Consider the following 25,818-nt stretch of genomic DNA (forward strand, 5'->3'; position numbering starts at 1 on the left):
GCATAGGCGGTCATTCCTTGACTCGAAGGGTCTCTCCCGGCCATCTTGGCACGGCCGGCAAGCGGGTTATTGACGCTCCCGGTGCGAGATGGCCGCGTAGCGCGTGTCCCAAACCGAGCGCGGGACCCGCATCCTGAGCGTCGGGGCCTCGCAGACCGTCCGGCGTTGCGCCGGGATGGTCACGGGCACCGGCGGCGGATCGAGCGCCCGCCAGCCGCGGCGGCTCAGTGCCGCACCGAGCGTCGCGCCCGCGGTGTTGAGCAGGACGTCGTCGGTCGAGGTCACCCGGCCGGTGTGGATCAGATATTGCGTACCTTCCACCAGCACGGACGCGACGAGCGCGGCCAGTGCGATCCGCAGCAGAGTGCGCAGGCCGCGCATCCGCATGGGCAGCAACGCGCCGAGCGGACACAGCAGCAGGACGTTGCCGATCACCTGCCAAAGTGACCCGTCGTCGCTGAAGGCCGCGGTGATGTCGGCGCCGGGAACGAGGTCGAGCGTGCTCTCGCCGGAGGTGCCGACGGGCATCGTGACCAGGCACAACACCAGGAATGCGACGAGGAACGCGGCGCTGTCGACGCCGGCCGTCGCGGTCGCGTAGCGGGCCGGCAGTCTTCGCCGCCGACGCGCCGCAAGCAGTGGCCAGCCGAGCAGCGCGTACGGCAGCGCGATGGCCGAAACCGGAATCATCCCCCAGAAGGCGCGCAGCAGGGTTTCCATGCGCCTCCTCTCTCGAACCCCTCAAGAAACTTCGATGCGCGTGCCCTCCCAAGATCACCTTCGCATCACAAGATCGTCTCGGCAGTACGAGCGGACCGCACTATTCGGTGATCTTTCCGGTGGCGCGACAAGGGTTCCCGTGGTTCGGTCGGGAGGCACACCGTCCACAGTGGAGGTTGTGGACAACCCTGTGGATGAATTCGGGGAGTTTGTGAGGAAGCCTTACTTCACAACGTAAAGCCGCGATGCGTGCCTGTGTACTACTCGGCCAGCTCGCGGGCCTGCTCGAGGAGGTTCTGCAGGTGCAGACCACGGCGGACGTCGCAGGGGTGCGTCGTCGTGCCGCTGGCGATCATCGCCGCGAAGTCGTCCAGGAGCGCGGTGTAGGACTCCTGCGCGGAGCCCGGTTTGCGCCCGAGTGTCCGGTAACCGTGCTGTCCCCAGACGGCGACCTCGACGACGGTCGGCTGCACCGGCAGCCGCAGCGACAGCGTCGCGGTGCTGACCACGCCGTTCTCGTGCGCCAGCATCAGGTGCCAGAGGTCGCCGGGGCTCTGCCGGGCGGCCACGACCTCGGTGATCGGGCCGAGCGCGGCGTCCAGCATGTCGAGCGCGTGCGGGCCGATGTCGAACAGGGCGCCGCCGTCGTCCTGACGCCACTCCGAGGCCGCGTACTGGCCGCCGAGCAGGGCGCCGGACAGCCAGCGCGCGCCGCCCCCGGCCCAGCCACCGGCCTGGGCGAGCCCGGCGAGCCAGTCCTGGGTCTGCGACGAGTACCGCAGGGTCAGCACCACGAGCGCGGCCACGTCGGCCGCGGCGACAGCGTCGGCCAGCCGCTGCGCGCCGGCCAGGTCGGCGGCGATCGGCTTCTCCAGGATCAGGTGCTTCCCGGCTTCGGCCGCCCGCACGCCCAGCTCGGCCTGTACCGACGGCGGAACGGCCAGCGCGACCGCGTCCACCTGCTCGAACAGCTCTTCGACGCTGCTCGCGGTGGCCGCGCAGTGCGTGTCCGCAAGCGTTTGCGCGGCCTCGGGCCGCCGGGCCCAGACCGCCGTCAGCGCCGTGCCGGGGTGATCCGCCAGGCCGGGCGCGTGGATCGTCGTCGCCCACGGGCCGGCGCCGATCAGGCCGACGCGCAGCTGTCCGTCCGCGATGAGCTGTCCCACAGCCCGCAGTCTAGGTGTGTCGCTCGTCGCGCCGGAACCACGTCCACCGCTGGTTATGGTTCTCGCATGATCGCCGCGCGCTTCGCCCGTTTTTCCGCTGCCTCTGCCCTGCTGCTGGGGGCGTGCCTCGCCGGGGCCGCGCCGGCCTCGGCGACCGGCACCGACGGGTCCTGCGCCGAGGGCGCCGGGGTCACGGTGGTCGTCGACTTCGGCGACCTGGGCCCGCAGCCGCTGATCCGCTGCGCCCCCGGCACGCCGGCGAACGGCATCGCGGCGCTGCAGGCGGCCGGCGTCGACGTCGCCGGCTCGCAGAAGTACGGCCTCGCCGTGGCCTGCCGGATCGACGGCAAGCCGGGGCCGGACGTCGAGTCGTGCGCGGGGATGCCGTCGGCGACGGCGTACTGGAGCTACTGGCACGCGTCGGCGGGTGGCGCCTGGGAGTCGAGCCAGGAGGGCGCGCAGACGTCGAAGCCGGTCGCGAACGGCTTCGAAGGCTGGGCGTTCGCGAAGCCGAAGTCGGCCAATGACCTGCCCACGCCGCCCAAGGTGGCCCCCGTGCGGCAGGCGGCCACGCCTGCTCAGGCACCTGCTGAGCAGGGCAGTTCGTTCCCGTGGGGCCTGGTCATCGGGGCCGTGGTGATCGTGGTGGTCGCCGGCGCCGGGATCGTCGTCGCGCGTCGCCGGCGTGCGAGCTAGGGCGCTGCACCCCGGCGCCTGGTGGGTCTGGGCGCTCGCGCTGGCCGTCGCCGCCAGCCGGACGACGAACCCGCTGCTGCTCGGCCTGATCATCGCCGTCGCGGGGTTCGTCGTCGCGAACCGCCGGAGTGACGCGCCGTGGGCGCTGGCGTTCCGGCTCTACGCGTACGTCGGCGCGCTGATCGTCGCGTCGCGCGTGCTGTTCCGGATCCTGGTCGGCGGCGAGGACGGCGGGCACGTGCTCCTCGCGCTGCCGCGGATCCCGCTGACCGCCGGGTTGTCCCTGCTCGGGCCGACGTCGGCCGAGGCGTTGCTCGGCGGGTTCTACGATGGCCTGCGACTGGCGACGATGGTCGTCTGCATCGGCGCGGCGAACGCGCTGGCCAACCCGAAACGCCTGCTCAAGGCGGTCCCCGGCGCGCTGTACGAGGTGGGCACGGCGGTCACGGTGGCCCTGACGGTGGCGCCGCAGCTCGTCGAGAGCGTGCAGCGCGTGCGGCGGGCCCGGCGGCTGCGGGCAGGGCGGACTCGCGGGCCGCGGGCGGTCAAGGGCATCGTGGTGCCGGTGCTGGCGGATGCGATGGACCGGTCGCTGCGGCTCGCGGCCGCGATGGACTCCCGGGGCTACGGGCGCCGGGCGTACCTGAGCCCCGGCGTGCGGGCGCTGATCGCTTCGTGCGTCCTGTCCGGGCTGGCCGGCGTGTGCGTCGGCGTCTACGGCGTGCTCGACGGGACGTCGTCGTGGCTCGGCGTGCCCCTGCTGGCGGCGGGGCTGGCGGTCGCGGTCGTGGGGTTCGTCCTCGGCGGCCGGCGCGTGCGGCGGACGGCGTACCGGCCGGACCCGTGGCGGTGGCCGGAGACGCTGGTCGTGCTGGCCGGGATCGGGTCGTGCGTCTCGCTCTTCCTTTCCGCGCAGGTCGATCCGGGGAATCTGTACCCGTCGTTGAGTCCGTTGCGGTGGCCGGAGGTTTCGGTGGTCCACGTGGTGTCCCTGCTCATCGCGGTGGTGCCCGCGTTCGTGGCGCCTCCCGCGCCGGGGGTGACCCGGTGATCGAGTTCTCGCGGGTCACGGTGACCTACCCGGACGCGTCACGGCCGGTGCTTTCGGACGTCTCGCTGCTGGTGGAGGAGGGTGAGCTGTGCCTGGTCGCGGGGCCGACCGGCGCCGGCAAGTCGACGTTCCTCGGCGCGATCAACGGGCTCGTCCCGCACTTCACCGGCGGGCGGCTGGCCGGGCGGGTGCTGGTGGGCGGCCTGGACACGGCGTCCCACCCGCCGCGTGAGCTGGCTTCGGTTGTCGGCGTCGTCGGGCAGGACCCGCTGTCGGGGTTCGTGACGGACACCGTCGAGGAGGAGCTGGCGTACGCGATGGAGCAGCTCGCGGTGGCGCCGGACGTCATGCGCAAGCGCGTCGAGGAAGCCCTTGACCTGCTGGGAATCGCGGAGCTGCGCAACCGTCCACTTCGGACTCTGTCGGGCGGGCAGCAGCAGCGCGTGGCGATCGGCTCGGTGCTGACGGCGCACCCTTCCGTCGTGGTGCTCGACGAGCCGACGTCGGCACTGGACCCGACGGCGGCCGAGGACGTGCTGGCGGCGATCACCCGCCTGGTGCACGATCTCGGGACGACGGTGGTCGTGGCGGAGCACCGGATGGAGCGGGTGGCGCAGTACGCGGACCGGGTGCTGTACCTGCCGGGCGACGGTTCGGTGCAGTCCGGTTCGCCCGCGGAGATCCTGGCGACGTCGGCCATCGCACCGCCGATCGCCGAGCTCGGGCGGCTGGCGGGGTGGTCGCCGTTGCCGCTGTCGGTGCGGGACGCGCGGCGGGTCGCCGGGCCGCTGCGCTCGCGGCTCGCGAAATTGTCGGTGGTGCGTCGTACTCTCTCGGTGACCGGTCGAGCACTGGACGTGAGAGGGGTGGTGGTCCGGTACGGCGATGTCCTGGCGGTGCGCGGGGTGGACCTGCGCGTCGGGCCGGGGGAAGTGGTCGCGCTGATGGGACGCAACGGCTCCGGCAAGTCGTCGCTCCTCTGGGCGGTGCAGGGCAGCGGGCCGAGGTCGGCGGGAGAGGTCGACGTCGGTGGTGCGGATCCGGCGTCGCTCAAGCCACGAGTGGCCCGTCAGCGCGTCGGACTGGTCCCGCAGACCCCAGCCGACCTGCTGTACCTCGATTCGGTCGACGCCGAGTGCGCACAGGCCGACACCGAATCGGAGGTCGCGGCGGGAACGGCCCGGGCCATGCTGGACCGCCTCGCCCCCGGGATAGCCGGTGAAGCGCACCCCGGCGATCTATCCGAAGGGCAGCGACTGGCGTTGGTGCTGGCGATCCAGCTGGCGTCGGCCCCACCGGTCGTGCTGCTCGACGAGCCCACCCGCGGCCTGGACTACCACGCGAAAAAGCGCTTCGCGGCAACCCTGCGAGAGCTGGCCTCGCAGGGCCACGCGGTACTGCTGGCCACGCACGACGTCGAGTTCGTGGCGACGGTGGCGCACCGCGTGGTGGTGATGGCCGAGGGAGAGGTGGTCGCGGACGGCCCGACGAAGGAGGTGATCGTCGCGTCGCCGGCGTTCGCCCCGCAGGTGGCGAAGATCTTGGCCCCGGAGCCGTGGCTCACGGTGGACGAGGTCGCGGAGGCGCTGGCATGAGGAGGAAGGCGCAGGCCGCCGAGCGGGCGGGGGCCGAGAGGCGGGCGGCTCGCGCGGCCCGGCGCACGCGATGGCGCGGAGTTCAGCGGGCCAGAGACTCGCGCGGCCGGGCGATGCCCAGCGGCTCGAGGAGGAAGGCGGAGGGGCGGGCCCCGGCATCGTGCGGCGCTCCCGCTCGTCCGATGGCGCGGAGTTCAGCTGGGCGCGGCCGGGCGATGCCCAGCGTCTCGGCGCAGCAGGCCGCCCGGCGCGCTGCCTCCTCTCGCGGCCGCTCTCGGAGGTCTCGGAGGTCTCGGCGTGAGTGACTTCCTCGGCTCACCGCGCGCGGTGCGCGTCACCCTGCGACCCGCCCTGGTCCTCGGCACCGCGACCGTCCTCGGCCTCGCCATGTTCTGCTGGCCGCTGCTCGCGCACCCCACGCCGGCCGCGGCCGCGCACACCGCCGATGCTCCCTTCGTCTTCATGGCGACCCTGCCGGTGCTGATCCTCGTCGTCCTCGCCGAACTCTCCCGTGGGGGCATCGATGCCAAAGCGCTCGCCCTGCTCGGGGTGCTCTCGGCGGTCAACGCCGGCCTGCGGCCGCTCGGGGCCGGGACCGGGGGCATCGAGCTCGTCTTCTTCCTGCTCGTGCTCGCCGGGCGGGTGTTCGGGCCCGGTTTCGGGTTCGTGCTCGGCTCGACTTCGCTGTTCACGAGCGCGTTGCTCACCGCCGGGGTCGGGCCGTGGCTGCCGTTCCAGATGCTCGCGTCGTCGCTCATCGGGCTCGGTGCCGGGCTGCTGCCGCGGAAACCGCGCGGGAAGGCGGAAATCGCGCTGCTCGTGGCGTACGGCGTCTTCGCGGCCTACTTCTTCGGGCTGCTTATGAGCCTGTGGTCGTGGCCGTTCCTCGCCGGTACCGGCACCGGTGCCACCGCCGGGCTCGGGTTCGTCCCCGGTGCGCCGCTGGCGGACAACCTGCACCGGTTCGCCGTGTTCACGGTCCTGACGTCGACCCTCGGCTGGGACACCGGCCGCGCGATCACCAACGCCGTCGCGATCGTCCTGCTCGGGCCGGCCGTCCTGGGGGTGCTGCGGCGCGCCGCCCGGCGGGCGGCCTTCGACGCGCCCGTGAGCTTCGATCAGGCCAGCGTGTCGTAGAGGTCGACCAGCTCGGCGAACCGGGCGGCGTCCGGGACGTGGCTCGTGTCGAGGTCGACCACGCGGAACCGGTTGCCGGGCGTGGCCGCGTCGGCCTCGCGGATCATGCGGTCCTGCAGCTCCAGCGGCACGATCCGGTCGCGCAGGTGCCGGACGTACACCCGCGGCACGCGGCCCCAGCGGGCACGGTCGCCGCGGGCCGGGGTCGCGCCCTTGCCGAGGAGGTCGTCCGGGGCCATCGAGTTGAGGAACGCGTAGAACTCGGCGTCCGTGCCTTCCGCCAGGAACGCCTCCTTCGCCGCCGTCAGCAGGCCGCGGTCCGCGGTGCGCCAGTTGAACCGGATCGCGCCGATCACCGACGGGTCGGCCGCGACGAACCCCAGCAGGTCGCCGACCCGGGACGACGCCGCCTCCGGGGTGGCCATGTACTCGTCCGGGGTGGCCAGGTCGACGCAGCAGAACGCCGTGTCGTAGACGAGGAGGTCGATCAGGTCCGGCACCACGTCCGCGACCAGGCTGACCATCGCGCCGCCGATGCTGGCGCCGACCAGCACGACCGGGCCGTGCGCCGCCGCGCGGCGGACCACCTCGACCGTGGCCGCCACCTGGTCGGCGACCGTGACGCCGGCCAGCGCCGACGGTTCCGTCGCGAACGCCGCGAGGTCCTGGGGTGCCTGGTAGGAGAGCCGGTACTGCTGACCGGGCTGGGGAACGCCGACACCGCGGTGTCCGCGCAGGACCAGCTCGTCGGGCGCGGCCGAGACGCCGTTGGCGCCGGCGGCGAAGACGAACGTCGTCACACCGTGGGGGGAAGGCATACCCCGACACTAAAACGCCCGGCCGGCGAAGGTGCCGGCCGGGCGTGACGAAAGATCGATCAGCCGTAGGAGTAGAAGCCCCGGCCGGTCTTCTTGCCCAGCAGGCCCGCGTCGACCATGCGCAGCAGCAGCGGCGGCGACGAGTACAGCGGCTCCTTGAACTCCGCGTACATCGAGTCCGCGATGGCCTTGATCGTGTCCAGCCCGATCAGGTCGGACAGGCGCAGCGGGCCCATCGGGTGGGCGGTGCCCAGCTCCATGCCGCGGTCGATGTCCTCGGCCGACGCGAAGCCCGACTCGATCATGCGGATCGCGGAGAGCAGGTACGGCACCAGCAGCGAGTTCACGATGAACCCGGCGCGGTCCTGCGACCGGATGACGGTCTTGCCCAGCGCCGTCGTCGCGTGCTCCTCCGCGCGGCGGGCCGTCTCCTCACTGGTCAGCAGCGAGGGCACCAGCTCGACCAGCGGCAGCACCGGCACGGGGTTGAAGAAGTGGATGCCGACCACCTGCTGCGGCCGGCTCGTCGCCATGCCCAGCTTCATGATCGGGATCGACGAGGTGTTGGACGCGAACAGCGCGTCCTCCGCCTCGACGATCTTGTCCAGCTGGCGGAAGACGTCGACCTTCGCCTGCTCCTGCTCGAGGATCGCCTCGATGACCAGTTCGCGGTCGGCGAACTCGGCGATGTCCGTCGTGAAGCGGAGGCGGCTCAGCGCCGCCTCGGCGTCTTCGGAAGAGAGCTTGCCGTTCTTGACGCCGCGTTGCAGCGACTTCTCGATCCGGGCCTTCCCGGCGTCGAGCGCCGGCTGGTTCACCTCGGTGACCAGGACGTCCACTCCGGACCGGGCGTGCACCTCGGCGATGCCGGACCCCATGAGGCCCGCCCCGACGACTCCAACCCGACTTACCACCGGCTCAACTCCTTCATCGCCTTCGCAGCCCCGTTTTGTGGGCAGCACACAGCGCGCGAGGGCGGTCGCCGGATTGTGTCCGGCTATGCCCTCGCGCGGTTACGCGTGCTCAACGACGGTACTCGCCGTACCCGTCGTCGTACGGGTCTTGATCATCGCTATCGGACTCGGGCTCCTCGTAGTGACCACTAGAGGAACCGGTCGACAGCTCGCGCTGCAAAGCATCGAAGTCGGTCTCGTGCGAGCTGTACTTGAGCTCGCGCGCCACCTTCGTCTGCTTGGCCTTAGCCCGGCCGCGCCCCATGGCTCGACCCCCTCGCACAGGGGCGGGGCGGCCGGGGGAATCGGCGGCCCCGCATCGTCTCGACAATTCTTTCCTGCTCACACCGTACCGTGTCCGGGGGGTTCGATGCGACGTGGCACGGTGTGCCGGTGGTGACAGTGTCCGCCGGACGCCGGTTACCGGCCGGTCGGTGGCGATCGGCGCTGGTAGGCGTGCCACGATCTACTCGTGCTCCGTCCCTTCGTGGCCTACTTGCGGGTGTACGAGCCCCTGCTCGCCTTGGGCGATCCGCCGGACGAACGGCTGCGTGCGGCCGTCGCGGCAGCCAAGCTCCGGCGGACGGACGCGGGCGCGCGCGAGCAGGCCATGTGGCTCAAGTCACAGGTCGCCGCGCCGCGGCGGTTGCTGCCCGCCGAGCTGGCCGACGGGCGTCCCGCACCGAGCCTGCACACCGACGTCCTGGTGCTCGCGGCCGGGGACGTGCCGGAGGGCAAGGCCGAGCACGGGCCGTTCGTGTGCCCGCTGGAGCTGCGGGCCCGCTCGGCCGCCGCGCTGGTCACCTTCCTCGGCGACGCGCACCCGGCGTTGAAGAACGTCGTCCTCGACGAGGGCGGCTTCACCCAGGAGACGATCCGCGGGCGGACGAAGTCGGCGATGGCGGACCTGAGCACGTCGGCGGCGCACACGCTGTCGACGACCTGGACCGTCCCGCTGCCGTGGTTCGTGCTGATCGACCCGGACGAGCGCCGGCTGGTGCTCGGCGGCGGCCGCGACGACCCGAAGCGCGAGGTTTCCTGGCGCACCACCCTCGCCGACGCGCAGCACCGGGCCCGCGAGGCCGGTGAGCTGCTGGAGCAGACGTTCGGCGACTCCGGGCCGGGCCGCGTGCTGTTCGAGACGCGGCGGTGGCTGGACAACTTCCACCCGGACTCCGTGGTCGAGCTCGACTACGGCGGGCTGGTGCAGCTGTTCGCGGACCCGATCCTGGAGGCCGACAACACCGCGGACGAGGTCCACGACATCCTGGACGCGCTGCGCTCGGGCAACGTCGAGGAGCTGGCCGAGCTGTTCTCCGACCTGCGCGAGTTCTGGGGCGACCTGGCGTCCCGCGAACGCTCGAACTAGCCGCGCAGCTCGGGCACGCGCACTTCGCCCACCGGCTGCCCGCCGCCGAGCACCGAGCCGTGGGCCAGTTCGCCGAGGGCCGACACGTCGACCCCGAGGTAGCGCAGCGCCTCGACCGCCAGTGGGGCGCAGGCCCGCTTGTTGCCGTCGTCGATCTTCAGGGCCATCGCGAACCCGTCCGGGAGCGCGAACGCGTGGACGCCCTCCGCGCCACCCTTGGACACCAGACCGTCCACCGTGGACATCAGCTCCGTGTCCTCGCGGCCGGTGCCCGCGACCAGCCACGGGTTTTCGCGCATCGCCGAGGCGACCGTCCGCGCCGGCCCGTCCGCCGCGAGCGCCACCCGGCCGAACGCGCGGGCCAGTGCCGTCAACGAGAACGCGAACAGGGGCGCGCCGCAGCCGTCGATGCCCGTGTGGGCGATCGGCTCGCCCGTCAGGTCCGCGACCGCCGTCGCGATCGCCTGTTGCAGCGGGTGGTCCGGGGACTCGTAGCCGTCCGTCGGCCAGCCTGCGCGGACGCACGTCGTCAGCATCGCCGTGTGCTTGCCCGAACAGTTCATCATCACGCGCCGCGGCTCGGCGGCGTCGCGCATGCTCGGCACGTGCAGCGGGAAGTCGGGCGGGCACGCGAGGTCGCCTTCGCGCAGCCCGGCGTCCTGCAGGAGCTCGATGACCCGCTTGACGTGCCCGGGTTCGCCGGAGTGCGACGCGCACGCCAGCGCGAGGTCTTCGCCGGTGAAGTCCAGGCCCGCCCGCAGCATCCCGACGGCCTGCAGCGGCTTGTTGGACGAGCGCGGGAAGACCGGCGAGGTCACGTCGCCGAGGGCCAGGCGCGCGTCGCCTTCGGGGCCGGTGATCACGAGCGCGCCGCGGTGGACGCTTTCGACGAAACCGGAGCGGACGACTTCGGCGAGGACGGGGTTCGTCACTCGCCGTGCCCGCCTTCGCTCTCCAGCAGCTCGTCCACAGTGGCCGAACCCTGCTGGTACCGCCGCGCGATCTCCGCGTTGAACGTGTCCATCACGCCCTGGACCTCACGCCGGAAGGACGACACCGACAGCTCTTCGCTGGCGTAGGTGTCCAAAGCGGAGGCGAGCTTCTCGTCCGTCAGTGATCCGACGTCGGTGAGATCCGTGTCGCCGATCAGGGCCTCGGCGTGCCGGCGGTGCTCGCCGGCCCGCGACGGCTCCAGCTGCTGGTGGCGCCCGGAACCCGCGGCCGGGCCCAGCGCGTTGTCCGCCAGGATCGTGGCCAGCTGGTCGACGATGCTGGACTCGCCGCCGGAGCTGCGCCGCGACTGCTCCGCGCGCACGATGTCGATCCGGGCGTGCAGCAGCCTGCGCAGGTACGACAGGTCCGTCTCTTCCTGCGCGGCTTCGTCGCGCCGCTCGCGCAGCACCTTCAGCGGCAGTTCACCCAGGCCGCTGAGGTACCCCGGGCCGAGCACGCGGTCGATCCGCCGCCTGCCGCCGGGCCGCACTTCGATCACAGCGCAGTTTATCCCGGTTGAGCGTGATCTCGCTGTCAGGGGCTTTTGTTCAGCCACGAAGTCGCGCCGCCGCCGCGCGACCCGGCGCGGGCTGCTCCGACGGGACGGAGTCGGGGTCGATCGCGGCCTGGACGAGGTTGTCCGCCGAGCCGGTCAGCAGCTCGGCGTCCACCGGAGTGGACCGCTTGACCAGCGCCAACGCGATCGGGCCGAGCTCGTGGTGCTGGATCACCGTGCCGACCCGGCCGACGGTCCGGCCGTCGAGCAGCACCGGGTCGCCGGTCTCCGGGCGCACCTCGGGCGAACCGTCCAGGTGCAGCAGGAGGAGGTTGCGCGGCGGGCGTCCCACGTTGTGGACCTTCGACACCGTCTCCTGACCGCGGTAGCAGCCCTTCGCGACGTGCGCGGCCGAGCCGACCCAGTTCACCTCGTGCGGAATCGTGCGCTCGTCGGTGTCCACCCCCAGCCGCGGCCGCAGCGACTCGACGCGCAGCGCGTCGAACACCCAGCTGCCCGCCGCGCGGGCGCCCGCGTCGGTGAGCCGCTTCCACCAGGCGGCCAGGTCGGCTCGCGGCACCGCCAGGTCGACGCTCGACCGGCCGGGCCACGGCATCCGCCGCGCGAAGCCGCCGCCGGGCAGGGCCGCCACCGCGTACGGCTCCGTCCCGACCTCGACGCCGGCCGCGCTCAGCACGCGCTCGGCGTCCGGGCCGAGCACGGTGAGCAGCGCGAACTCGTCCGTCGCGTCGCGGATGTCCACCTTGGACCAGAACTTCATGGCTTCGAGGTACTCGAGCAGCGTCTGCGGGCCGCCCTTGGGCAGCGCGCTGGTGACGCTCGTGCCCGGGTCGGTGTCGAGGTAGACGGTGCCGCCGACGTGCGCGACCACCATGTGCGTCTCGACGCGGCCCTGGCTGTCGAGCACCAGCGCCTCGGTGCCGGTTCCCTCGGCCAGCTCGGTCACGTGCTGCGAGATCACCAGGTGCAGCCACGAAAGCCGCTCTTCCCCGCTGACGGCGAGGATCTCCCGGTGCGATCGGTCGATCACGACCACGCCGCGCGCGGCCGTGCGCTGCTCCGCGAACGGGTCTCCCCAGTGCCAGGGGACTCCGGGTTCCGGGTGATCGTCGGGTGGGGGGATCGATCCGGGCACGTCCAGCAGCGGCGAGCGGTACGGCATACCGCCCAGCCTAGGTGAGTACCGTGAGCGCATGCGCGTGCTCGTCCTCCTCGACGGAACCCCGGCCGACCCCGACGTCGCCCAGATCAAGGTCGACGACCTCGGTCTGCAGCGCGGTGACGGCGTCTTCGAGACGATCCTGGTCGTCGACGGCAAGCCCCGTGAGCTGCGTCCGCACCTCGAGCGGCTGGCCCGCTCGGCCGCCATGCTCGACCTGCCCGAGCCCGACCTGAGCGCGTGGGAACGCGTGGTCGAAGCGGTCCTCGAACGGTGGTCCGGCAGCTCCGAAATGGCGCTGAAACTGGTGTACACCAGGGGTTCCGACGGCGACCCCGACGCGGTGCCGACCGGGTTCGCGCTCGGTTCCGAGGTCTCGCCGTCGATCTTGCGGGCCCGCGCCGAGGGCGTCGCCGCGATCACCCTCGAACGCGGTTTCCCGCCGGACCTCGCCGAGCGCGCGCCCTGGCTGCTGCTCGGCGCGAAGCCGTTGTCGTACGCCGTGAACATGGCCGCGGTGCGCGAAGCCGGCCGTCGTGGCGCCGAAGATGTGATTTTCACCGCCGCCGACGGCTCGGTGTTCGAAGGGCCGACCTCGACCGTGGTGCTGGCGAAGGGCCGGACGCTCTACACACCGCCGTCGACCATCGGCATCCTCCCGGGCACGACGCAGGCCGCGCTCTTCCGGGGCGCCGAGAAGGCGGGCTGGTCGGTCAAGGTCGAGCCGCTGACCGTCCGCGACCTCGTCGAGGGCGACGGCGTCTTCATGGCATCGAGCGTGCGCAAGCTGACCCGCGTGCACACGCTGGACGGCGAGCGGCTGCCGGACTCATCGGCGCTGTACGCCGAGCTGGTGGCGGCCTACGAGAGCGAATACGCCTGAGCGATCCGCACGATCGCCGGCGCGACCTCTTCGGCGCGGTAGGCGGCGATCTTGTGGTGCCCGTCGATGATCAGGTCGCGGTCGCCGTCGGCCAGCACGACCGCGACCGGGCGGTGCCCGGTGCGGATGGCGGTCCGGTAGTAGCCGACGCGGGCTTCGTCGGACGGCGGCCAGACGTCGGTGGGGGTGAGCAGCTGGTCGTCGGGCAGCCGTTCCGGGCCGCTCACCCGGTAGTCGCCGTCGACGAGCAGGTCGAGGACCGGGCCGAGCGTGGTGGCGAGCGGGCGGCGCAGCTGACCGGTGGCCAGTGCGATCCGCAGGGCCTGGGGCAGCTCCGCCCGCTCCCGCGTGTTCACGTCGAGGAAACCCGTGCCACCGCTGATCGTCACCTTCTCCACGCCTATGAGGACGGGTGACGGCGCGACATGGTTCCAGCTCTCACGCGGACGGGTGCACCAGGTGATCCGGGTCTCACCCGCGTGGCGGTACAGGACTTTCAGGACATCCGGAACCGCACCCGGGTGCCCGGCCGAGCTTGCGCGAGCGCGCTCAGCGCACCCGACCGCACGACGGCCGCGACGGGGTAGCCGCCGGTGGTCGGGTGGTCGGCGAGGAACACCACCGGCAACCCGCTCGGCGGCACCTGGATCGCCCCGGTGACCACGCCTTCGCTGGGCAGCTCGCCGTCGGTGACCCGGCGCAGCGGTGTCCCGTCGAGGCGCAGGCCGACGCGGTTCGACTCGGCCGTGACCGTCCACCACGCCGACAGCCCGCGGGCCGGGTCGTCGAGCCAGTCGTCGCGGGGGCCGGGTGTCACCGGCACCACGAGTTCGCCCGGGGCCGGGACGGGGACGACGACGTCCGCACCCGCCGGGATCCCTGGCTCGCCGAGCGGGAGCACGTCGCCGGCGCTCAGTGGTTCGGGCCCGATGCCGGACAGGACGTCGCGCGAGCGGCTGCCCAGCACCGGGTCGACGGCGATCCCGCCGGACACCGCCAGGTAGCAGCGCAGGCCGGTCGACGGCGTGCCGACCGCCAGCGTCTGCCCGGCGCGGACCGGCACCGGCGCGTGGGAGCCGACCGGACGGCCGTCGACCCGGACGTCGACCGCCGGGCCGGTGACCGCGACCGTCGCCGACGCCGTGAGCCGCACCGAGAGGCCGCCGAGCAGCGCTTCGATCCCGGCAGCCGTCGAAGGGTTGCCGGCCAGGCGGTTCGCCAGCCGCAGCGAGGCCGTGTCGAGTGCCCCGGACGGCGCGACGCCGAGGTGCGCGTAGCCGGGCCGGCCGAGGTCCTCGACCAGCGCGTACCGCCCCGGGTCGAGGACCTCCACGGACCTCATCGGACGCGCCGGAAGCGGACGCGGTCGCCCGGCGCGAAGAGAGCGGGCGGGTCGGCGTGCGGGTCGAACAGCGTCGCCGTCGTGTGCCCGAGCAGCCGCCAGCCGCCGGGCGACTCGCGCGGGTAGACGCCGGTGAACTCGCCCGCCAGCCCCACCGAGCCGGCCGGGACGCGGGTGCGCGGGGACTCCAGCCGCGGCTGCCGCAGCGGCTCCGGAAGTCCCGTCAGGTAGCCGAACCCGGGCGCGAACCCGGTGAACGCGACCGTGTAGACAGCGTCGGTGTGCAGGTCGGCGACGGCGTCGGCGGAGATCCCGGCGTCCGCGGCGACCAAGGCGAGGTCTTCGCCGTCGTAGCGGACGTCGAGCGTGACTTCGCGGGGCTCGCCGGCGGGCGGATGGGTGAGGTCGGCGCCGTCCAGCAGGGCTTTCACGGCGGCCACCCCACCGATCACCAGCAGGCTGCGCGCGCCGGGAACGAGGTCGGCGACGCCTTCGGGGCGGGCGGCGGACACGGTCGCGTGCGCCGCCCGCATCTGCTCGAGCGAGTCGCAGTCCAGCAGGGCGGCGTCCTCGCCACAGCGCCGCCAGCGCACGGCGTCAGCCGACGACGCGGCGCAGCAGGGCCGAGGTGTGCGGCTGCATCTCCTGGCCCATCATGGCGCGTTCCTCGACGTAGCCGAGGGAGCCTTCGATCAGGCCGTAGAGGCGCTGCGCCCCGGTGACGTCCTTCGCCGAGGCCGTGCGGATCACCGCGTCGGTGCCGAGCTCCCAGGACGTCTGGTTGCGCGGCTTGCCGTAGTACAGCTCGACGATGCCGGTGTTGTGCGTGAGCAGCAGCTCGATCGTGTCGTCTTCCTGCGGCCGCCAGAACCCGGACTCGCGGGCGGCGGGGCGGATGACGTTGCCGTCGTCGTCCAGCAGCCACGCGCGCGCCTCGTGCACGAGGAACGGGCGGCCGTCGTGCGAGATCGTCAGCTGCTGCGCGAACTTGCGGGGGCCCTCGATGGTCGGGTAGTCGACCTCGCCCTCACCGCGCCAGACGCCGACGAGCGGCAGCAGCGCGAGGCAGGCGTCGTTGAGGTTCGGCCCCTCACGCAGGTTCGCGGTGTCATTGGGGATGGGCAGGTCGTCCCACAGCGGAAGGTTGCGCTCGCGAGTGCTCTCCGCGCGCATCTCCGCTGCTGCGATGGCGTCGTCGCCGCTGGCGGTCATGGGTCAGCGCTGGTCCGCGTAAAGCCGGTAGACGACGTACACGGCGAACCAGGTGATGGCGACGCCCGCCAGCACCAGCAAGGTCGTAAACAGAGCTTCCACGTCCAGCAGGATAGTCCGCCGCCGCTCAGCCGGCCCGGCGCAGGGTCGCCGCGGTGAGCACGGTCACCGCCACAGGACCCCTGAACGCCGTGAAGGCCTCCCTGCCGGAGCAGGAAGGCCTTCACGAAAGAACGAGACTCAACCGACCGAGATGGCCAGCTGGTGCAGGCCCGGGCCCTCCGCCGTCACGGACGCTTCGCCGTTGCCGGTGCGGTGCAGCGCGCGCACCGTCCAGGCACCCGGTGCCGCGTAGAAGCGGAAGTCACCGTCGGCCGAGGAAACGACCTCGCCGGTGAAGTCGCCGCCGCCGTCGAGGAGCCGGACGAACGCGCCGCCGACCGGCCCGTCCGCGCCGGTCACCTTGCCCGCGAGCACGACCTGGCCCTTGGTGTCGTAGTCCGCCGGCGTGGCCTCCTGGACCGGTGCGCCGCAGCTGTCGTCGACCGCCATCACTTGGCTCCCAACTCGACCGGCACGCCGACGAGCGAGCCGTATTCCGTCCACGAACCGTCGTAGTTCTTCACGTCCTCGTGGCCGAGCAGCTCATGCAGCGCGAACCACGCGATGGACGAACGCTCGCCGATGCGGCAGTAGGCGATGGTGCCCTTGCTCGCGTCGATGCCCTGCTCCTTGTAGAGCTCGTCGATCTCGCTCTCGGTCTTGAAGGTGCCGTCCTCGTTGGCGACCTTCGCCCACGGCACGTTCAGCGCGCCCGGGATGTGGCCGGGGACCTGCGACTGCTCCTGCGGCAGGTGCGCCGGGGCGAGCAGTTTGCCGGAGAACTCGTCCGGCGACCGGACGTCGACGAAGTTCTTCGCGCCGATGGACTGGACGACCTCGTCGCGGAACGCGCGCAGGGACAGGTCCTGGTCCTGGGCTTTGTAGTCGGTGGCGGCGCGCTTGACCTCGTCGGAGCTCAGCTCACGGCCGTCGAGCTCCCACTTCTTGCGCCCGCCGTCGAGCAGCTGGACGTTCTCGTGGCCGTAGAGCTTGAAGTACCAGTACGCGTAGGCGGCGAACCAGTTGTTGTTGCCGCCGTAGAGGATCACGCGGTCGTCGTTCGAGATGCCCTTCTCCGACAGGAGCTTCTCGAAGCCCTCCTTGGAGACGAAGTCGCGGCGCACCCCGTCCTGAAGGTCCTTCCGCCAGTCGAACTTCACCGCGCCCCGGATGTGGCCGCCGTCGTACGCGGTGGTGTCCTCGTCGACCTCGGCGAACACGACGCCGGGGGTGTCCAGGTTCTCCTCGGCCCACTGGGTGGTGACCAGGACGTCTTCACGGCTCATGGAACGGACTCTCTTTCTGGGGTTGAACTTTCAGGACGCGCGGGCGGGGGTGAAGCGCTTGAGGAGCAAGAACATTTCGCAGCCGAGGCAGAAGTCGAAGGCCGCGTTGAGGAAGGCCGCGAAGAGCGCGAAGGCCGTCGCGACGATGCCGAGCGGGACGATTCCCACCGCGAAGCCGACGGTGCCGACGAGGGCGAACACGAACCCGACGGCCTGGGCGAACCGCAGCGGTGCCGCGTCCTCCCGCTCGTCGGTCGGGCCGAGGCGCGGCGCCACGAGCGTCCGGTACACGATCGAATAGGGCGCGGGCTTCAGCCCGACGAACGCGCCGATGGCGAACACGACGGTCTGGATCGCCAGCAGCGGCCACCACTGGGTGACCAGGACGACCGCGAGCACGATCGTGGTCAGGATGGCGGCGAACCGCGGGCCCCGCGGGTCGACGGCCGGTCCGGCGGACATGGTTCCTCCAGCTGGAGCAGAGGGGGGTGCGTGCGAACGGCACGCTTCAGCGGCTTCGGGGCTGGCTGGTTCCGGGCGTGGTTCAGCGCCGGTCGGAGTGAGTGCGACACAGGCTGCTGCGGACGCGGCAGAAGTCGACTGCGCGTCGCTGCGTCAAGAAGGTGGTCAGCCTGGTCACGGGTGCGAGGGTACCCAGAGCTCCCTCAGAGTGGGAACCACGTTCATACCTTGGGACGATTCCCGGTACGTGGGACATGCCCTGGTCAGGGCGTCCGGCTGGTGAGATGCGGCCGGAGCGCGTCCAGCAGCTCGGGGCCCTTGGGGACGCCGCCGACGCGCAGCAGCTCCCGGCCGTCCGGGGTCAGCGCGATCGTGGTCGGCGTCCGCAGCACGGAGAGGGACTGCGCGACCTCCGGCTGGTTCGTCACGTCGAGCTCGACGTGGTGCAGGCCGTCGGTGCGCTCGGCCAGGGGTTCGAGCACGGCCTTCGCGTGCCGGCACGGCGCGCAGAAGGTGGTGGAGATCTGGACCAGCGTCACGGCGGACGCCGGGTCGAGGACGTCGGCGACGGGGCCGGGCAGCGCACGGGCGGGCTTGGCGTCCCGCACGCGGCCGTTGCGGGCCTTCAGCAGCAGGCCGGCGGCCGACCCGGCCACCAGTACCGCCACGAGCACCCACAGCCCCGTCACCGGCCGCCTCCCTACTTGCTCAGCTGCGCGAACGACACGTTCGTCGCTTCGCCCTTGATCGTCACCGATCCGCTCTGCACCCGCACGCCGGTCGGGGTGACCGACAGCGGCAGGTCCTTCGTGTTGATCGAGGCGCCGAAGTTCGGCATCAGCGCCTTCTGCACAGCAGCCGGAACGACGGTGGTCTCCTGGTCATTCCCGAACTGCAGCCGCTTCGGGATGAAGTTGATCGTCCCGTCCTTCGCGTCGGCCTCGATCATCGCGAAGCAGAAGATTTCCAGATCCTTGCCCGCGAACGGAAGGTGTCCCGAAATGCGGACGCCGGTGCTCGACTCGTCCTGGTCGGCCTGGCCCTCGGTGGTCGTCGTCGGGGTCGGCGTCGGCTCGCTCTGCCCGCTGTCGCCGTTCTCGACGTAGTCCGTGGTCGCCGGCTCGATCCGCAGCTCCTTGATCTTGTCGAGCGGCGACATGCGGGCGAGGTCGGCGGCCTTGATGGTGACGGCGCCGGTCAGCTTGCCGATGGTGATCGCCTTCGTGTTGCCGTTCGTGAGGTCCGACAGCGGCGCGTTGACGTCCTCGAGCTCGGCGTTGAGCGCGACGTCCTGCAGCTTGTCGCCGACCGGAACGCCGGCCGCGGACACGCTGATGTGACTGTAGTCACCGCCCAGCGCCTGCGTGAGGAACGGGAAGCCGTGGATCGTCACCGACGGGTCGTCGGTCAGCTGCAGCTGCGTGCGGGCCTTCTGGGAGATCATGTGCTCGGCGTACGCGGCCGCCCCGAAGTCGGCGCCGACCAGCAGCAGCACCAGGACGACGAGGGCGATCACCCAGCGCCTCGCCCGGCGTCCGCGGCGCCGCGCGTCCGGCCTCGGTGCGGGTCGGTCGTCCCGGGTCACGGGCCTGCTCACCATCGCGTCCGTACTCCTGTTCGTCGGGTCCACCGGTGTTTCTCCAGGTGTGATCGATCCAGCAAGGGTTAGGTACCGGGCCGTCGAGCCGCTATTCTCACTTAGCACCGAACAACGCCACGGTGAGGCGACGATTTGTGAAGGCGGTGCGGCTCATGAGCCTGGACCTTCTGGTGCTGACCGCGGAAGCCGACGCCACCGCGGTGCTTCCCGCGCTGGACCTGCTGCCGCACACCGTACGCGTCCGCCCTCCCGAGGTGACGGCCCTGCTCGACGCGGGCCACCGGGACGTGATCGTCCTCGACGCCCGCAGCGACCTGGCCTCGGCGAAGAGCCTCTGCCGCCTGCTCAAGGGCACCGGTGAAGACGAGGCGGCCACCCCGATCATCGCCGTCGTCGGCGAGGGCGGTCTGGTGGCCGTCAGCGCCGAGTGGCGCACCGACGACATCCTCTTGCCCACCGCGGGCCCGGCCGAGGTCGACGCGCGGCTGCGGCTGGTCACGACCCGCGACGGCGGCTCCGCCCAGGTCGAAGCCGAGCTGCGGGTCGGCGAGCTGGTCATCGACGAGGCGACCTACACCGCCCGCCTGCGCAAGCGCACCCTCGAGCTCACCTACAAGGAGTTCGAGCTGCTCAAGTACCTCGCCCAGCACGCCGGCCGGGTGTTCACCCGCGCCCAGCTGCTGCAGGAGGTCTGGGGCTACGACTTCTTCGGCGGCACCCGGACGGTCGACGTCCACGTGCGGCGGCTGCGCGCCAAGCTCGGCCCGGAGCACGAGCAGATGATCGGCACCGTGCGCAACGTCGGCTACAAGTTCGAGCGGCCCGCCAAGGGCGGCGTGCGGGCGAACGTGCCCGCGCAGCAGGCGGCCGAGGTCCCGGCCGACACTCCCGAACACGCGCACTGACTCCCCTTCCGCCACCAGGAGACGTCTCGCACACCGGTCGCGTTGCGTCCGGCCCGGGTACGGTCACGGGGTGAGCGGAGAAGGCGAGTGGCGCCAGGAGCTGGACGAGCAGCAGCTCGAGGACGTGCGCGGGGTGCTGCTGGCCGTGCGCGAGGCCGACGGGCGGCCCGAGGTCGAGCCCCAGGGGCCGCTGCCGGGTGAGTTCGACGGCGGTGAGCACCTCGTGGCCTGCGTCGAGGGCGAGGTCGTCGGCTACGCCCACCTCGACACCACCGGCGACTCCTTCGGGCACCAGGTCGCCGAGCTGTTGGTGCACCCCGCCCACCGCAACCGCGGCTACGGCGTGAAGCTGCTTCAGGCCGTCGACGAGCGCGCCGCGGTCGGCTTCCGCATCTGGGCGCACGGCGACCACCCCGCCGCGCGGCAGCTGGCCGTGCGCACCGGCCTGGAGCGCAAGCGCGAGCTGCTGATCCTGCACACCGACGTCGAGGGCGCCGACTGGCCGGAGCCGCGGCTGCGCGACGGCGTCTCGCTGCGGACGTTCGTGCCGGGGCAGGACGAGGACGCCGTCATCAGGGTGAACGCGCGGGCCTTCGACTGGCACCCCGAACAGGGCGCGCTGACCGCCGAGGACCTCCGCGCGGACGAGGCCCGGTCGTGGTTCGACGCCGACGGCTTCTTCCTCGCCGAGCAGGACGGCGAAGTGATCGGCTTCCACTGGACGAAGGTCCACGAGGCGACGCCGGGGCGCTTCGACGGCGAGCGCGTCGGCGAGGTCTACGTCGTCGGCGTCGACCCGGCGGCGCAGGGTGGCGGGCTGGGGCGGGCGCTGACGCTCGCCGGGCTGCGGTACCTCGCGAGCCGGGGGCTGCGGCAGATCATCCTGTACGTCGAGGGCGACAACGCGCCGGCGCTGGCGGTCTACACCAAGCTCGGGTTCACGCGTCACGAAACCGACGTCCAGTACGGTCGGTGACCACGATGGACGCCGCGCGAACAATCCGTCACGGAGTGCGAACGCGCAGGTCACGACGGGGACACGGCACCCTATCGGGCTAGTAGCACTGCTCACATCCTGGACCTTGTTCACTTTGCGTTCATGCGATGACGGCCGACCGTCCACCAGGGCTGCCTAATGTCCGGATCCGGCGCGGTAGTACGCCGCGACGACCCGGTCAAGCTCCTGATGGAGGAAACAGCAGTGAAGATCATGCGGCCCCTGAGCGCGGTGGGCATCGTCGCGAGCGCCGCCCTCGTGCTCGCCGCCTGTGGTACCGACCCCGCGGCGTCCAACAGCAGCAGCTCGAACTCGGCCTCGGCCCCCGCTGCCACCGGCACCGCCGACGTGGAGTGCGGTGGCAAGAGCCCGCTCTCCGCGGAAGGTTCGTCGGCCCAGAAGAACGCCATCGACATCTTCACGCAGCAGTACGGCAAGAAGTGCTCCGGCCAGCAGGTGAACTACAACCCGAGCGGTTCGGGCGCCGGCGTCAAGCAGTTCAACGCCAACCAGATCGACTTCGGTGGCTCGGACTCGCCGGTCACCGCCGCGGACCTCGACGCGGCCACCAAGCGCTGCGCGAGCCCCGCGTGGAACATCCCCATGGTCGTCGGCCCGGTGGCCGTCGCCTACAAGCTTTCCGGTGTCGACAAGCTGACGCTGACCCCGTCGGTCATCGCCAAGATCTTCAGCGGCGCCGTGACCAAGTGGAACGACCCGGCCATCAAGGGCGTCAAGGGCAACGAGAGCCTGACCCTGCCGGACAAGGCGATCCAGGTCGTCTCCCGCGCCGACGAGTCGGGCACCACCGACAACTTCCAGAAGTACCTGGGTGCCGCGGCGAAGGCCGACTGGACCAAGGGTGCCGGCAAGAAGTTCAACGGTGGCGTCGGCAACGGTGCGCAGGGCTCCAACGGTGTCGCGACCGCGGTGAAGGCCTCCGACGGCGGCATCACCTACGTCGAGGGCGCGTTCGCCAAGGACGGCCTGACCCCGGCCCTCATCGACAGCGGCTCCGGCGGCGTCGAGCTCAGCGCGGCGAACGTGGCGAAGTCCCTCGACTCGGCCAAGTTCCTCAAGGACGGCACGAACGACCTCGCGCTCGACCTCAACGGCATCTACGCCAGCAACACCCCGGGTGCCTACCCGCTGCTGCTGACGACCTACGAGATCGTCTGCTCGAAGTACGCGAACCCGGACGTCGCGAAGGCCGTCAAGGCGTTCCTGACGGTGGCCGCCACCGACGGTCAGCAGCCGCTGTCCGCCAAGGGCTACGTGCCGATCCCGCAGTCGCTGCAGACCAAGGTCCTGGCCGCCGTCAAGGCGATTTCCTGAACCGGCGTTGCGACTGAAATCCGAGTGATAGAGGCTGGTCAGAAGTAGCTGATGAGCGAGTCATCCTCGACGCGAACGCCCACCGGCGACCCCGGTGGGCGTTCGTCGTCCGCCACGACGCCCCCGGAGGTCCCGATTTCGGAGCAACCAGCCCCGCCGGCGGCGCCCCAGCCGCCCGCGAGCGAGAAACCGAAGAAGGTGCGGCCCGGTGACCGCATCTTCCAGAACCTGACCACCGGGGCCGGGATCTTCGTCGTCGCCCTGATCGGCCTGATCGGGCTCTTCCTGCTCATCCAGGCGATCCCGGCGCTGCAGGCCGACAAGGCCAACTTCCTGACGAACCACGGCTGGTCGACCAACGACCCCGCGAACATGTCGTTCGGCATCCTCGACCTCCTCGAGGTCACGGTGGCGACGTCGCTCGTGGCGCTGATCATCGCGATGCCGGTGTCGCTGGGTATCGCGCTGTTCCTGACCCAGTACGCGCCGAAGCGGCTCGCGCGGCCGTTCGCGTACGTCATCGACCTGCTCGCCGCGGTGCCGTCGATCATCTTCGGCCTCTGGGGCATCCTCGTGTTCGCCCCCGCGATCGAGCCGTTCTCGCAGTGGATCAACGACACGTTCTCGTGGTTCCCGCTGCTGGCGCCCGGCAACGTCGCGCCGAGCGTGCGCGGCACGATCTTCACCGCGGGCATCGTGCTCGCCGTGATGATCCTGCCGATCATCACGTCGCTCTCGCGCGAGGTCTTCGAGCGCACGCCGACGCCGCACCTCGAGGGCGCGCTGGCGCTGGGCGCGACGCGCTGGGAAGTCATCCGCACCACGGTGCTCCCGTTCGGCAAGGCCGGTTACGTCGGCGCGTCGATGCTCGGCCTCGGCCGCGCGCTCGGCGAGACGATCGCGCTGGCGGTCATCCTGCTCATCCCGCAGGGCCGGAACTTCGACTGGAGCCTCTTCGACGGCGGTTCGACGTTCGCCTCGAAGATCGCCGCCAACTACAGCGAGTTCAACAACGAGATCTCGGCCGGCGCGTACATCGCCGCGGGCCTGGTGCTGTTCGTGCTCACGTTCCTCGTGAACTTCGCCGCGCGCTCCGTCATCGGCAAGAAGGGGGACTGAGCATGTCCACCACGCTCGAAGCTCCCGCCACGACGCCTGCGTTCCAGCAGGTCAGCCTGGCTCGCAAGCTCAAGAACGGGCTGGCGACCACGCTGGTCTGGCTGTCGTTCCTGATCGCCGTCGTCCCGCTGGTGTGGGTGCTCTACACGGTCGTCGCGAACGGCATCAAGCGCATCCCGTACAGCAACTGGTGGTCGCAGGACCTCGGCAACTTCCTGTCCGACGAGGTCGGCGGCGGTGTCGTGCACGCGATCATCGGCAGCCTGCTGCAGGGCCTCGTCTGCGCGGTCATCGCGGTGCCGATCGGCATGCTCGTCGCGATCTACCTCGTCGAGTACGGCCGCGGCAAGCTCGCCAAGGCCACCACGTTCATGGTCGACATCCTCTCCGGTGTCCCCTCGATCGTCGCCGCGTTGTTCATCTACGCGCTCTGGATCACCACGTTCGGCCTGCCGCGCAGCGGTTTCGCCGTGTCGCTGGCCCTGGTGCTGCTGATGATCCCGGTCGTCGTCCGCTCGTCGGAGGAGATGCTGCGGATCGTCCCGGACGACCTGCGCGAGGCCTCCTACGCGCTGGGCGTGCCGAAGTGGAAGACGATCGTGAAGATCGTGCTGCCGACGGCCCTGTCCGGCATCATCGGCGGCATCATGATGGCGCTGGCCCGGGTGATGGGCGAGACCGCGCCGCTGCTGGTCCTGGTCGGGTACTCCGCCTACACGAACTGGGACATCTTCAGCGGTGAGCAGGCGGCGCTCCCGCTGCTGATGAACAACGAGCGCGTCACCAACTCGATGGATCCCGGCTCGGTCGGCTTCGACCGGATCTGGGGCGCGGCACTGACCCTGGTGCTCATCATCGCGCTGATCAACCTCCTCGCCACCGTGTTCGCGCGCCTTGTCGCCCCGAAGAAGAAGTGAGCTGTAGCCATGGCAAAGCGAATCGACGTCAAGGACGTGGACATCTACTACGGCAAGTTCCACGCCGTGGACCAGGTCACCCTTTCCGTGCCGCCGCGCAACGTCACCGCGTTCATCGGCCCGTCGGGGTGTGGCAAGTCGACGGTGCTGCGGACGCTGAACCGGATGCACGAGGTCATCCCGGGTGCCCGGGTGGACGGCCAGGTGCTCCTGGACGGTGAGGACATCTACGCGTCGGCGGTCGACCCGGTCCAGGTGCGCCGCACGATCGGCATGGTGTTCCAGCGCCCCAACCCGTTCCCGACGATGTCCATCAAGGACAACGTCGTCGCGGGGCTGAAGCTGGGCGGCACCAAGGGCAAGAAGACCCTCGACGACATCGCCGAGCGCGCCCTGCGCGGCGCGAACCTGTGGAACGAGGTCAAGGACCGCCTCAACAAGCCGGGTGGCGGGTTGTCGGGCGGTCAGCAGCAGCGTCTGTGCATCGCCCGCGCGATCGCGGTCCAGCCGGACGTGCTGCTGATGGACGAGCCGTGCTCGGCCCTCGACCCGATTTCGACGCTGGCGATCGAGGACCTGATCGGGGAGCTCAAGAAGGACTACACGATCGTCATCGTCACGCACAACATGCAGCAGGCGGCGCGGGTTTCCGACCAGACGGCGTTCTTCAACCTGGCCGGGGTGGGGCAGCCGGGGCGTCTGGTGGAACTCAACGACACGGAGAAGATCTTCTCCAACCCGGACGAAAAGGCCACGGAAGACTACATTTCCGGGCGCTTCGGCTGAGTCGTCGTTGTGTGAGAAGGCCTTTCTCGCCCGTGCTCGGGGCAGGCGAGAAAGGCCTTCTTTTTTGTCCTTTGTGGATCAATGAGCCGGGACGTAGCGCAGCGTCAGGATTCCCGATTCCCACGCTTTGCTTTCCACGAGCCGCAATTCGGTGCGCCGGTCCGTGAAAAGCGGCTGCCCCGCACCGATCGCCGTCGGGTAGAGCTTGACCCAGTACTCGTCCACCAGTCCGGCCCGGACGAACTCCCGCACGATCGACACCCCGCCGAACAGCACCATGTCCTTGCCTGGCAACGCCTTCAGCGTCGCGACCTCGGCGGCGAGGTCCGGTCCGGCGAGCCGGTGTGGCGCGGCCACTTCCGCCGACGACCGCGAGAAGACCACCTGGGGCGTCGAAATCATCCACGTGGCGAAGTCGGCCAGCTCGGCCGGGCTCGCCGGGTCCGTCGCCTGGGCGCGGAAGTTCTGCTCGATGCCGTGGTGGAAGTTCCGGCCCGTCAGGATCGTGTCGACGCGGGACCGCAGCTCGTTCGACAGCGCGATGTTCATCGACGGGTCGGGCGACATCCAGTCCAGCTCGCCCGCCGGGCCGGCCAGGTGGCCGTCGAGGGTGAGGTTGACGTAGGCGATGACGGTGCGCATGGCCGGCTCCTTCGTGAGTGTGCTGTCACCCGTTGAGAGACACCCGCGCCGCGAAA

Annotated in this window: 30 protein-coding genes; 12 read left to right on the forward strand and 18 right to left on the reverse strand. The window is 71.2% G+C overall.

Annotated elements, in window-relative coordinates; translation table 11 throughout:
* Window positions 1-66 precede the first annotated feature (66 nt).
* Together ACZ7PG_RS19710 and ACZ7PG_RS19715 are read right to left on the reverse strand one after the other, a co-directional pair.
* Window positions 67-720 carry a VanZ family protein gene (locus tag ACZ7PG_RS19710; protein WP_470240452.1) on the reverse strand — a complete coding sequence of 218 codons (654 nt, stop codon included), beginning with the start codon at window positions 718-720 and terminating at the stop codon, window positions 67-69.
* Between the two features lie 260 nt (window positions 721-980).
* Window positions 981-1,886, reverse strand: coding sequence for a Gfo/Idh/MocA family protein (locus ACZ7PG_RS19715; RefSeq protein ID WP_470240453.1), 906 nt, complete (start codon window positions 1,884-1,886; stop codon window positions 981-983).
* Window positions 1,887-1,952: 66 nt separating this feature from the next.
* Between ACZ7PG_RS19715 and ACZ7PG_RS19720 the strand changes: the two genes are divergently transcribed.
* From ACZ7PG_RS19720 to ACZ7PG_RS19735, 4 genes are all read left to right on the forward strand, one after another.
* Entirely contained in the window at window positions 1,953-2,582 is a 630-nt protein-coding gene (locus ACZ7PG_RS19720; protein ID WP_470240454.1) for a hypothetical protein, read from the forward strand.
* Window positions 2,572-3,633, forward strand: a complete 1,062-nt coding sequence (locus ACZ7PG_RS19725) for a CbiQ family ECF transporter T component (protein WP_470240455.1) — start codon at window positions 2,572-2,574, stop codon at window positions 3,631-3,633. The genes ACZ7PG_RS19720 and ACZ7PG_RS19725 overlap by 11 nt, the downstream gene beginning before the upstream one ends.
* Window positions 3,630-5,228 carry an ABC transporter ATP-binding protein gene (locus ACZ7PG_RS19730; protein WP_470240456.1) on the forward strand — a complete coding sequence of 533 codons (1,599 nt, stop codon included), beginning with the start codon at window positions 3,630-3,632 and terminating at the stop codon, window positions 5,226-5,228. The genes ACZ7PG_RS19725 and ACZ7PG_RS19730 overlap by 4 nt, the downstream gene beginning before the upstream one ends.
* A 297-nt stretch (window positions 5,229-5,525) precedes the next feature.
* Window positions 5,526-6,365, forward strand: coding sequence for an ECF transporter S component family protein (locus ACZ7PG_RS19735; RefSeq protein WP_470240457.1), 840 nt, complete (start codon window positions 5,526-5,528; stop codon window positions 6,363-6,365).
* On the opposite strand, the gene ACZ7PG_RS19740 is transcribed toward ACZ7PG_RS19735, so the two are convergent.
* The 3 genes from ACZ7PG_RS19740 to ACZ7PG_RS19750 all read right to left on the reverse strand — a co-directional run bounded on the left by ACZ7PG_RS19740 (window position 6,347) and on the right by ACZ7PG_RS19750 (window position 8,401).
* Window positions 6,347-7,183, reverse strand: a complete 837-nt coding sequence (locus ACZ7PG_RS19740) for an alpha/beta fold hydrolase (RefSeq protein ID WP_470240458.1) — start codon at window positions 7,181-7,183, stop codon at window positions 6,347-6,349. The genes ACZ7PG_RS19735 and ACZ7PG_RS19740 overlap by 19 nt on opposite strands.
* A 59-nt stretch (window positions 7,184-7,242) precedes the next feature.
* Complete coding sequence (locus ACZ7PG_RS19745) at window positions 7,243-8,097, reverse strand: 3-hydroxybutyryl-CoA dehydrogenase (protein WP_470240459.1); 855 nt, start codon at window positions 8,095-8,097, stop codon at window positions 7,243-7,245.
* A gap of 109 nt (window positions 8,098-8,206) precedes the next feature.
* On the reverse strand, window positions 8,207-8,401 hold the full coding sequence (locus ACZ7PG_RS19750; protein WP_470240460.1) for a DUF3073 domain-containing protein: 195 nt from the start codon (window positions 8,399-8,401) through the stop codon (window positions 8,207-8,209).
* Between the two features lie 207 nt (window positions 8,402-8,608).
* Here ACZ7PG_RS19750 and ACZ7PG_RS19755 point away from each other — a divergent pair, with 207 nt between their 5' ends.
* Window positions 8,609-9,505 carry a DUF8083 family protein gene (locus ACZ7PG_RS19755; RefSeq protein WP_470240461.1) on the forward strand — a complete coding sequence of 299 codons (897 nt, stop codon included), beginning with the start codon at window positions 8,609-8,611 and terminating at the stop codon, window positions 9,503-9,505.
* Here the strand turns inward: ACZ7PG_RS19755 and ACZ7PG_RS19760 are convergent.
* The 3 genes from ACZ7PG_RS19760 to ygfZ are packed head-to-tail and all read right to left on the reverse strand — an operon-like array spanning window position 9,502 to window position 12,177.
* A complete protein-coding gene (locus tag ACZ7PG_RS19760) occupies window positions 9,502-10,437 on the reverse strand; it encodes an asparaginase (RefSeq protein WP_470240462.1) in 936 nt (311 codons plus the stop codon). The two genes, ACZ7PG_RS19755 and ACZ7PG_RS19760, sit on opposite strands and share 4 nt — an antisense overlap.
* Complete coding sequence (locus ACZ7PG_RS19765; RefSeq protein WP_470240463.1) at window positions 10,434-10,997, reverse strand: RsiG family protein; 564 nt, start codon at window positions 10,995-10,997, stop codon at window positions 10,434-10,436. The genes ACZ7PG_RS19760 and ACZ7PG_RS19765 overlap by 4 nt, the downstream gene beginning before the upstream one ends.
* Before the next feature lie 49 nt (window positions 10,998-11,046).
* The gene (gene ygfZ / locus ACZ7PG_RS19770; protein ID WP_470240464.1) at window positions 11,047-12,177 is read right to left on the reverse strand and encodes a CAF17-like 4Fe-4S cluster assembly/insertion protein YgfZ; all 1,131 of its coding nucleotides are present in this window, start codon (window positions 12,175-12,177) and stop codon (window positions 11,047-11,049) included.
* 31 nt (window positions 12,178-12,208) lie between these two features.
* Here ygfZ and ACZ7PG_RS19775 point away from each other — a divergent pair, with 31 nt between their 5' ends.
* On the forward strand, window positions 12,209-13,057 hold the full coding sequence (locus ACZ7PG_RS19775; RefSeq protein ID WP_470240465.1) for an aminodeoxychorismate lyase: 849 nt from the start codon (window positions 12,209-12,211) through the stop codon (window positions 13,055-13,057).
* Here the strand turns inward: ACZ7PG_RS19775 and ACZ7PG_RS19780 are convergent.
* The 9 genes from ACZ7PG_RS19780 to ACZ7PG_RS19820 form a co-directional block, all read right to left on the reverse strand.
* Window positions 13,036-13,455, reverse strand: coding sequence for a hypothetical protein (locus tag ACZ7PG_RS19780; protein ID WP_470240466.1), 420 nt, complete (start codon window positions 13,453-13,455; stop codon window positions 13,036-13,038). The genes ACZ7PG_RS19775 and ACZ7PG_RS19780 overlap by 22 nt on opposite strands.
* Window positions 13,456-13,553: 98 nt before the next feature.
* Window positions 13,554-14,399 carry a 5-oxoprolinase subunit C family protein gene (locus ACZ7PG_RS19785; RefSeq protein WP_470240467.1) on the reverse strand — a complete coding sequence of 282 codons (846 nt, stop codon included), beginning with the start codon at window positions 14,397-14,399 and terminating at the stop codon, window positions 13,554-13,556.
* Window positions 14,396-14,992, reverse strand: a complete 597-nt coding sequence (locus tag ACZ7PG_RS19790; RefSeq protein WP_470240468.1) for a 5-oxoprolinase subunit B family protein — start codon at window positions 14,990-14,992, stop codon at window positions 14,396-14,398. Before ACZ7PG_RS19790 ends, ACZ7PG_RS19785 begins: the two co-directional genes overlap by 4 nt.
* Before the next feature lie 4 nt (window positions 14,993-14,996).
* A complete protein-coding gene (locus ACZ7PG_RS19795) occupies window positions 14,997-15,611 on the reverse strand; it encodes a heme-binding beta-barrel domain-containing protein (RefSeq protein WP_470240469.1) in 615 nt (204 codons plus the stop codon).
* A 240-nt stretch (window positions 15,612-15,851) separates the two neighbouring features.
* On the reverse strand, window positions 15,852-16,163 hold the full coding sequence (locus ACZ7PG_RS19800; RefSeq protein ID WP_470240470.1) for a DUF1416 domain-containing protein: 312 nt from the start codon (window positions 16,161-16,163) through the stop codon (window positions 15,852-15,854).
* Window positions 16,163-16,999: a sulfurtransferase gene (locus tag ACZ7PG_RS19805; protein ID WP_470240471.1), complete on the reverse strand. Its 837-nt coding sequence runs from the start codon at window positions 16,997-16,999 to the stop codon at window positions 16,163-16,165. Before ACZ7PG_RS19805 ends, ACZ7PG_RS19800 begins: the two co-directional genes overlap by 1 nt.
* Before the next feature lie 30 nt (window positions 17,000-17,029).
* Entirely contained in the window at window positions 17,030-17,461 is a 432-nt protein-coding gene (locus tag ACZ7PG_RS19810) for a DUF4395 domain-containing protein (RefSeq protein ID WP_470240472.1), read from the reverse strand.
* A 263-nt stretch (window positions 17,462-17,724) separates the two neighbouring features.
* Entirely contained in the window at window positions 17,725-18,150 is a 426-nt protein-coding gene (locus ACZ7PG_RS19815) for a TlpA family protein disulfide reductase (protein WP_470240473.1), read from the reverse strand.
* 11 nt (window positions 18,151-18,161) lie between these two features.
* Window positions 18,162-19,061 carry an LmeA family phospholipid-binding protein gene (locus ACZ7PG_RS19820; RefSeq protein WP_470240474.1) on the reverse strand — a complete coding sequence of 300 codons (900 nt, stop codon included), beginning with the start codon at window positions 19,059-19,061 and terminating at the stop codon, window positions 18,162-18,164.
* Between the two features lie 152 nt (window positions 19,062-19,213).
* On the opposite strand from ACZ7PG_RS19820, the gene ACZ7PG_RS19825 reads away from it, so the two are divergent.
* From ACZ7PG_RS19825 to pstB, 6 genes are all read left to right on the forward strand, one after another.
* Complete coding sequence (locus ACZ7PG_RS19825) at window positions 19,214-19,966, forward strand: winged helix-turn-helix transcriptional regulator (protein ID WP_470240475.1); 753 nt, start codon at window positions 19,214-19,216, stop codon at window positions 19,964-19,966.
* 70 nt (window positions 19,967-20,036) lie between these two features.
* A complete protein-coding gene (mshD, locus tag ACZ7PG_RS19830) occupies window positions 20,037-20,942 on the forward strand; it encodes a mycothiol synthase (RefSeq protein ID WP_470240476.1) in 906 nt (301 codons plus the stop codon).
* A gap of 225 nt (window positions 20,943-21,167) precedes the next feature.
* The gene (gene pstS, locus ACZ7PG_RS19835) at window positions 21,168-22,298 is read left to right on the forward strand and encodes a phosphate ABC transporter substrate-binding protein PstS (RefSeq protein ID WP_470240477.1); all 1,131 of its coding nucleotides are present in this window, start codon (window positions 21,168-21,170) and stop codon (window positions 22,296-22,298) included.
* 198 nt (window positions 22,299-22,496) lie between these two features.
* Window positions 22,497-23,417: a phosphate ABC transporter permease subunit PstC gene (pstC, locus tag ACZ7PG_RS19840; RefSeq protein WP_470240813.1), complete on the forward strand. Its 921-nt coding sequence runs from the start codon at window positions 22,497-22,499 to the stop codon at window positions 23,415-23,417.
* Window positions 23,418-23,419: 2 nt separating this feature from the next.
* Window positions 23,420-24,334, forward strand: a complete 915-nt coding sequence (pstA, locus tag ACZ7PG_RS19845) for a phosphate ABC transporter permease PstA (protein WP_470240478.1) — start codon at window positions 23,420-23,422, stop codon at window positions 24,332-24,334.
* A gap of 9 nt (window positions 24,335-24,343) precedes the next feature.
* Window positions 24,344-25,120 carry a phosphate ABC transporter ATP-binding protein PstB gene (gene pstB, locus ACZ7PG_RS19850; RefSeq protein ID WP_470240479.1) on the forward strand — a complete coding sequence of 259 codons (777 nt, stop codon included), beginning with the start codon at window positions 24,344-24,346 and terminating at the stop codon, window positions 25,118-25,120.
* 78 nt (window positions 25,121-25,198) lie between these two features.
* Here the strand turns inward: pstB and ACZ7PG_RS19855 are convergent, their stop codons facing one another.
* On the reverse strand, window positions 25,199-25,762 hold the full coding sequence (locus ACZ7PG_RS19855) for a dihydrofolate reductase family protein (RefSeq protein ID WP_470240480.1): 564 nt from the start codon (window positions 25,760-25,762) through the stop codon (window positions 25,199-25,201).
* Window positions 25,763-25,818: the final 56 nt, after the last annotated feature.

It is taken from the genome of Amycolatopsis sp. NPDC114504, from assembly GCF_055633595.1.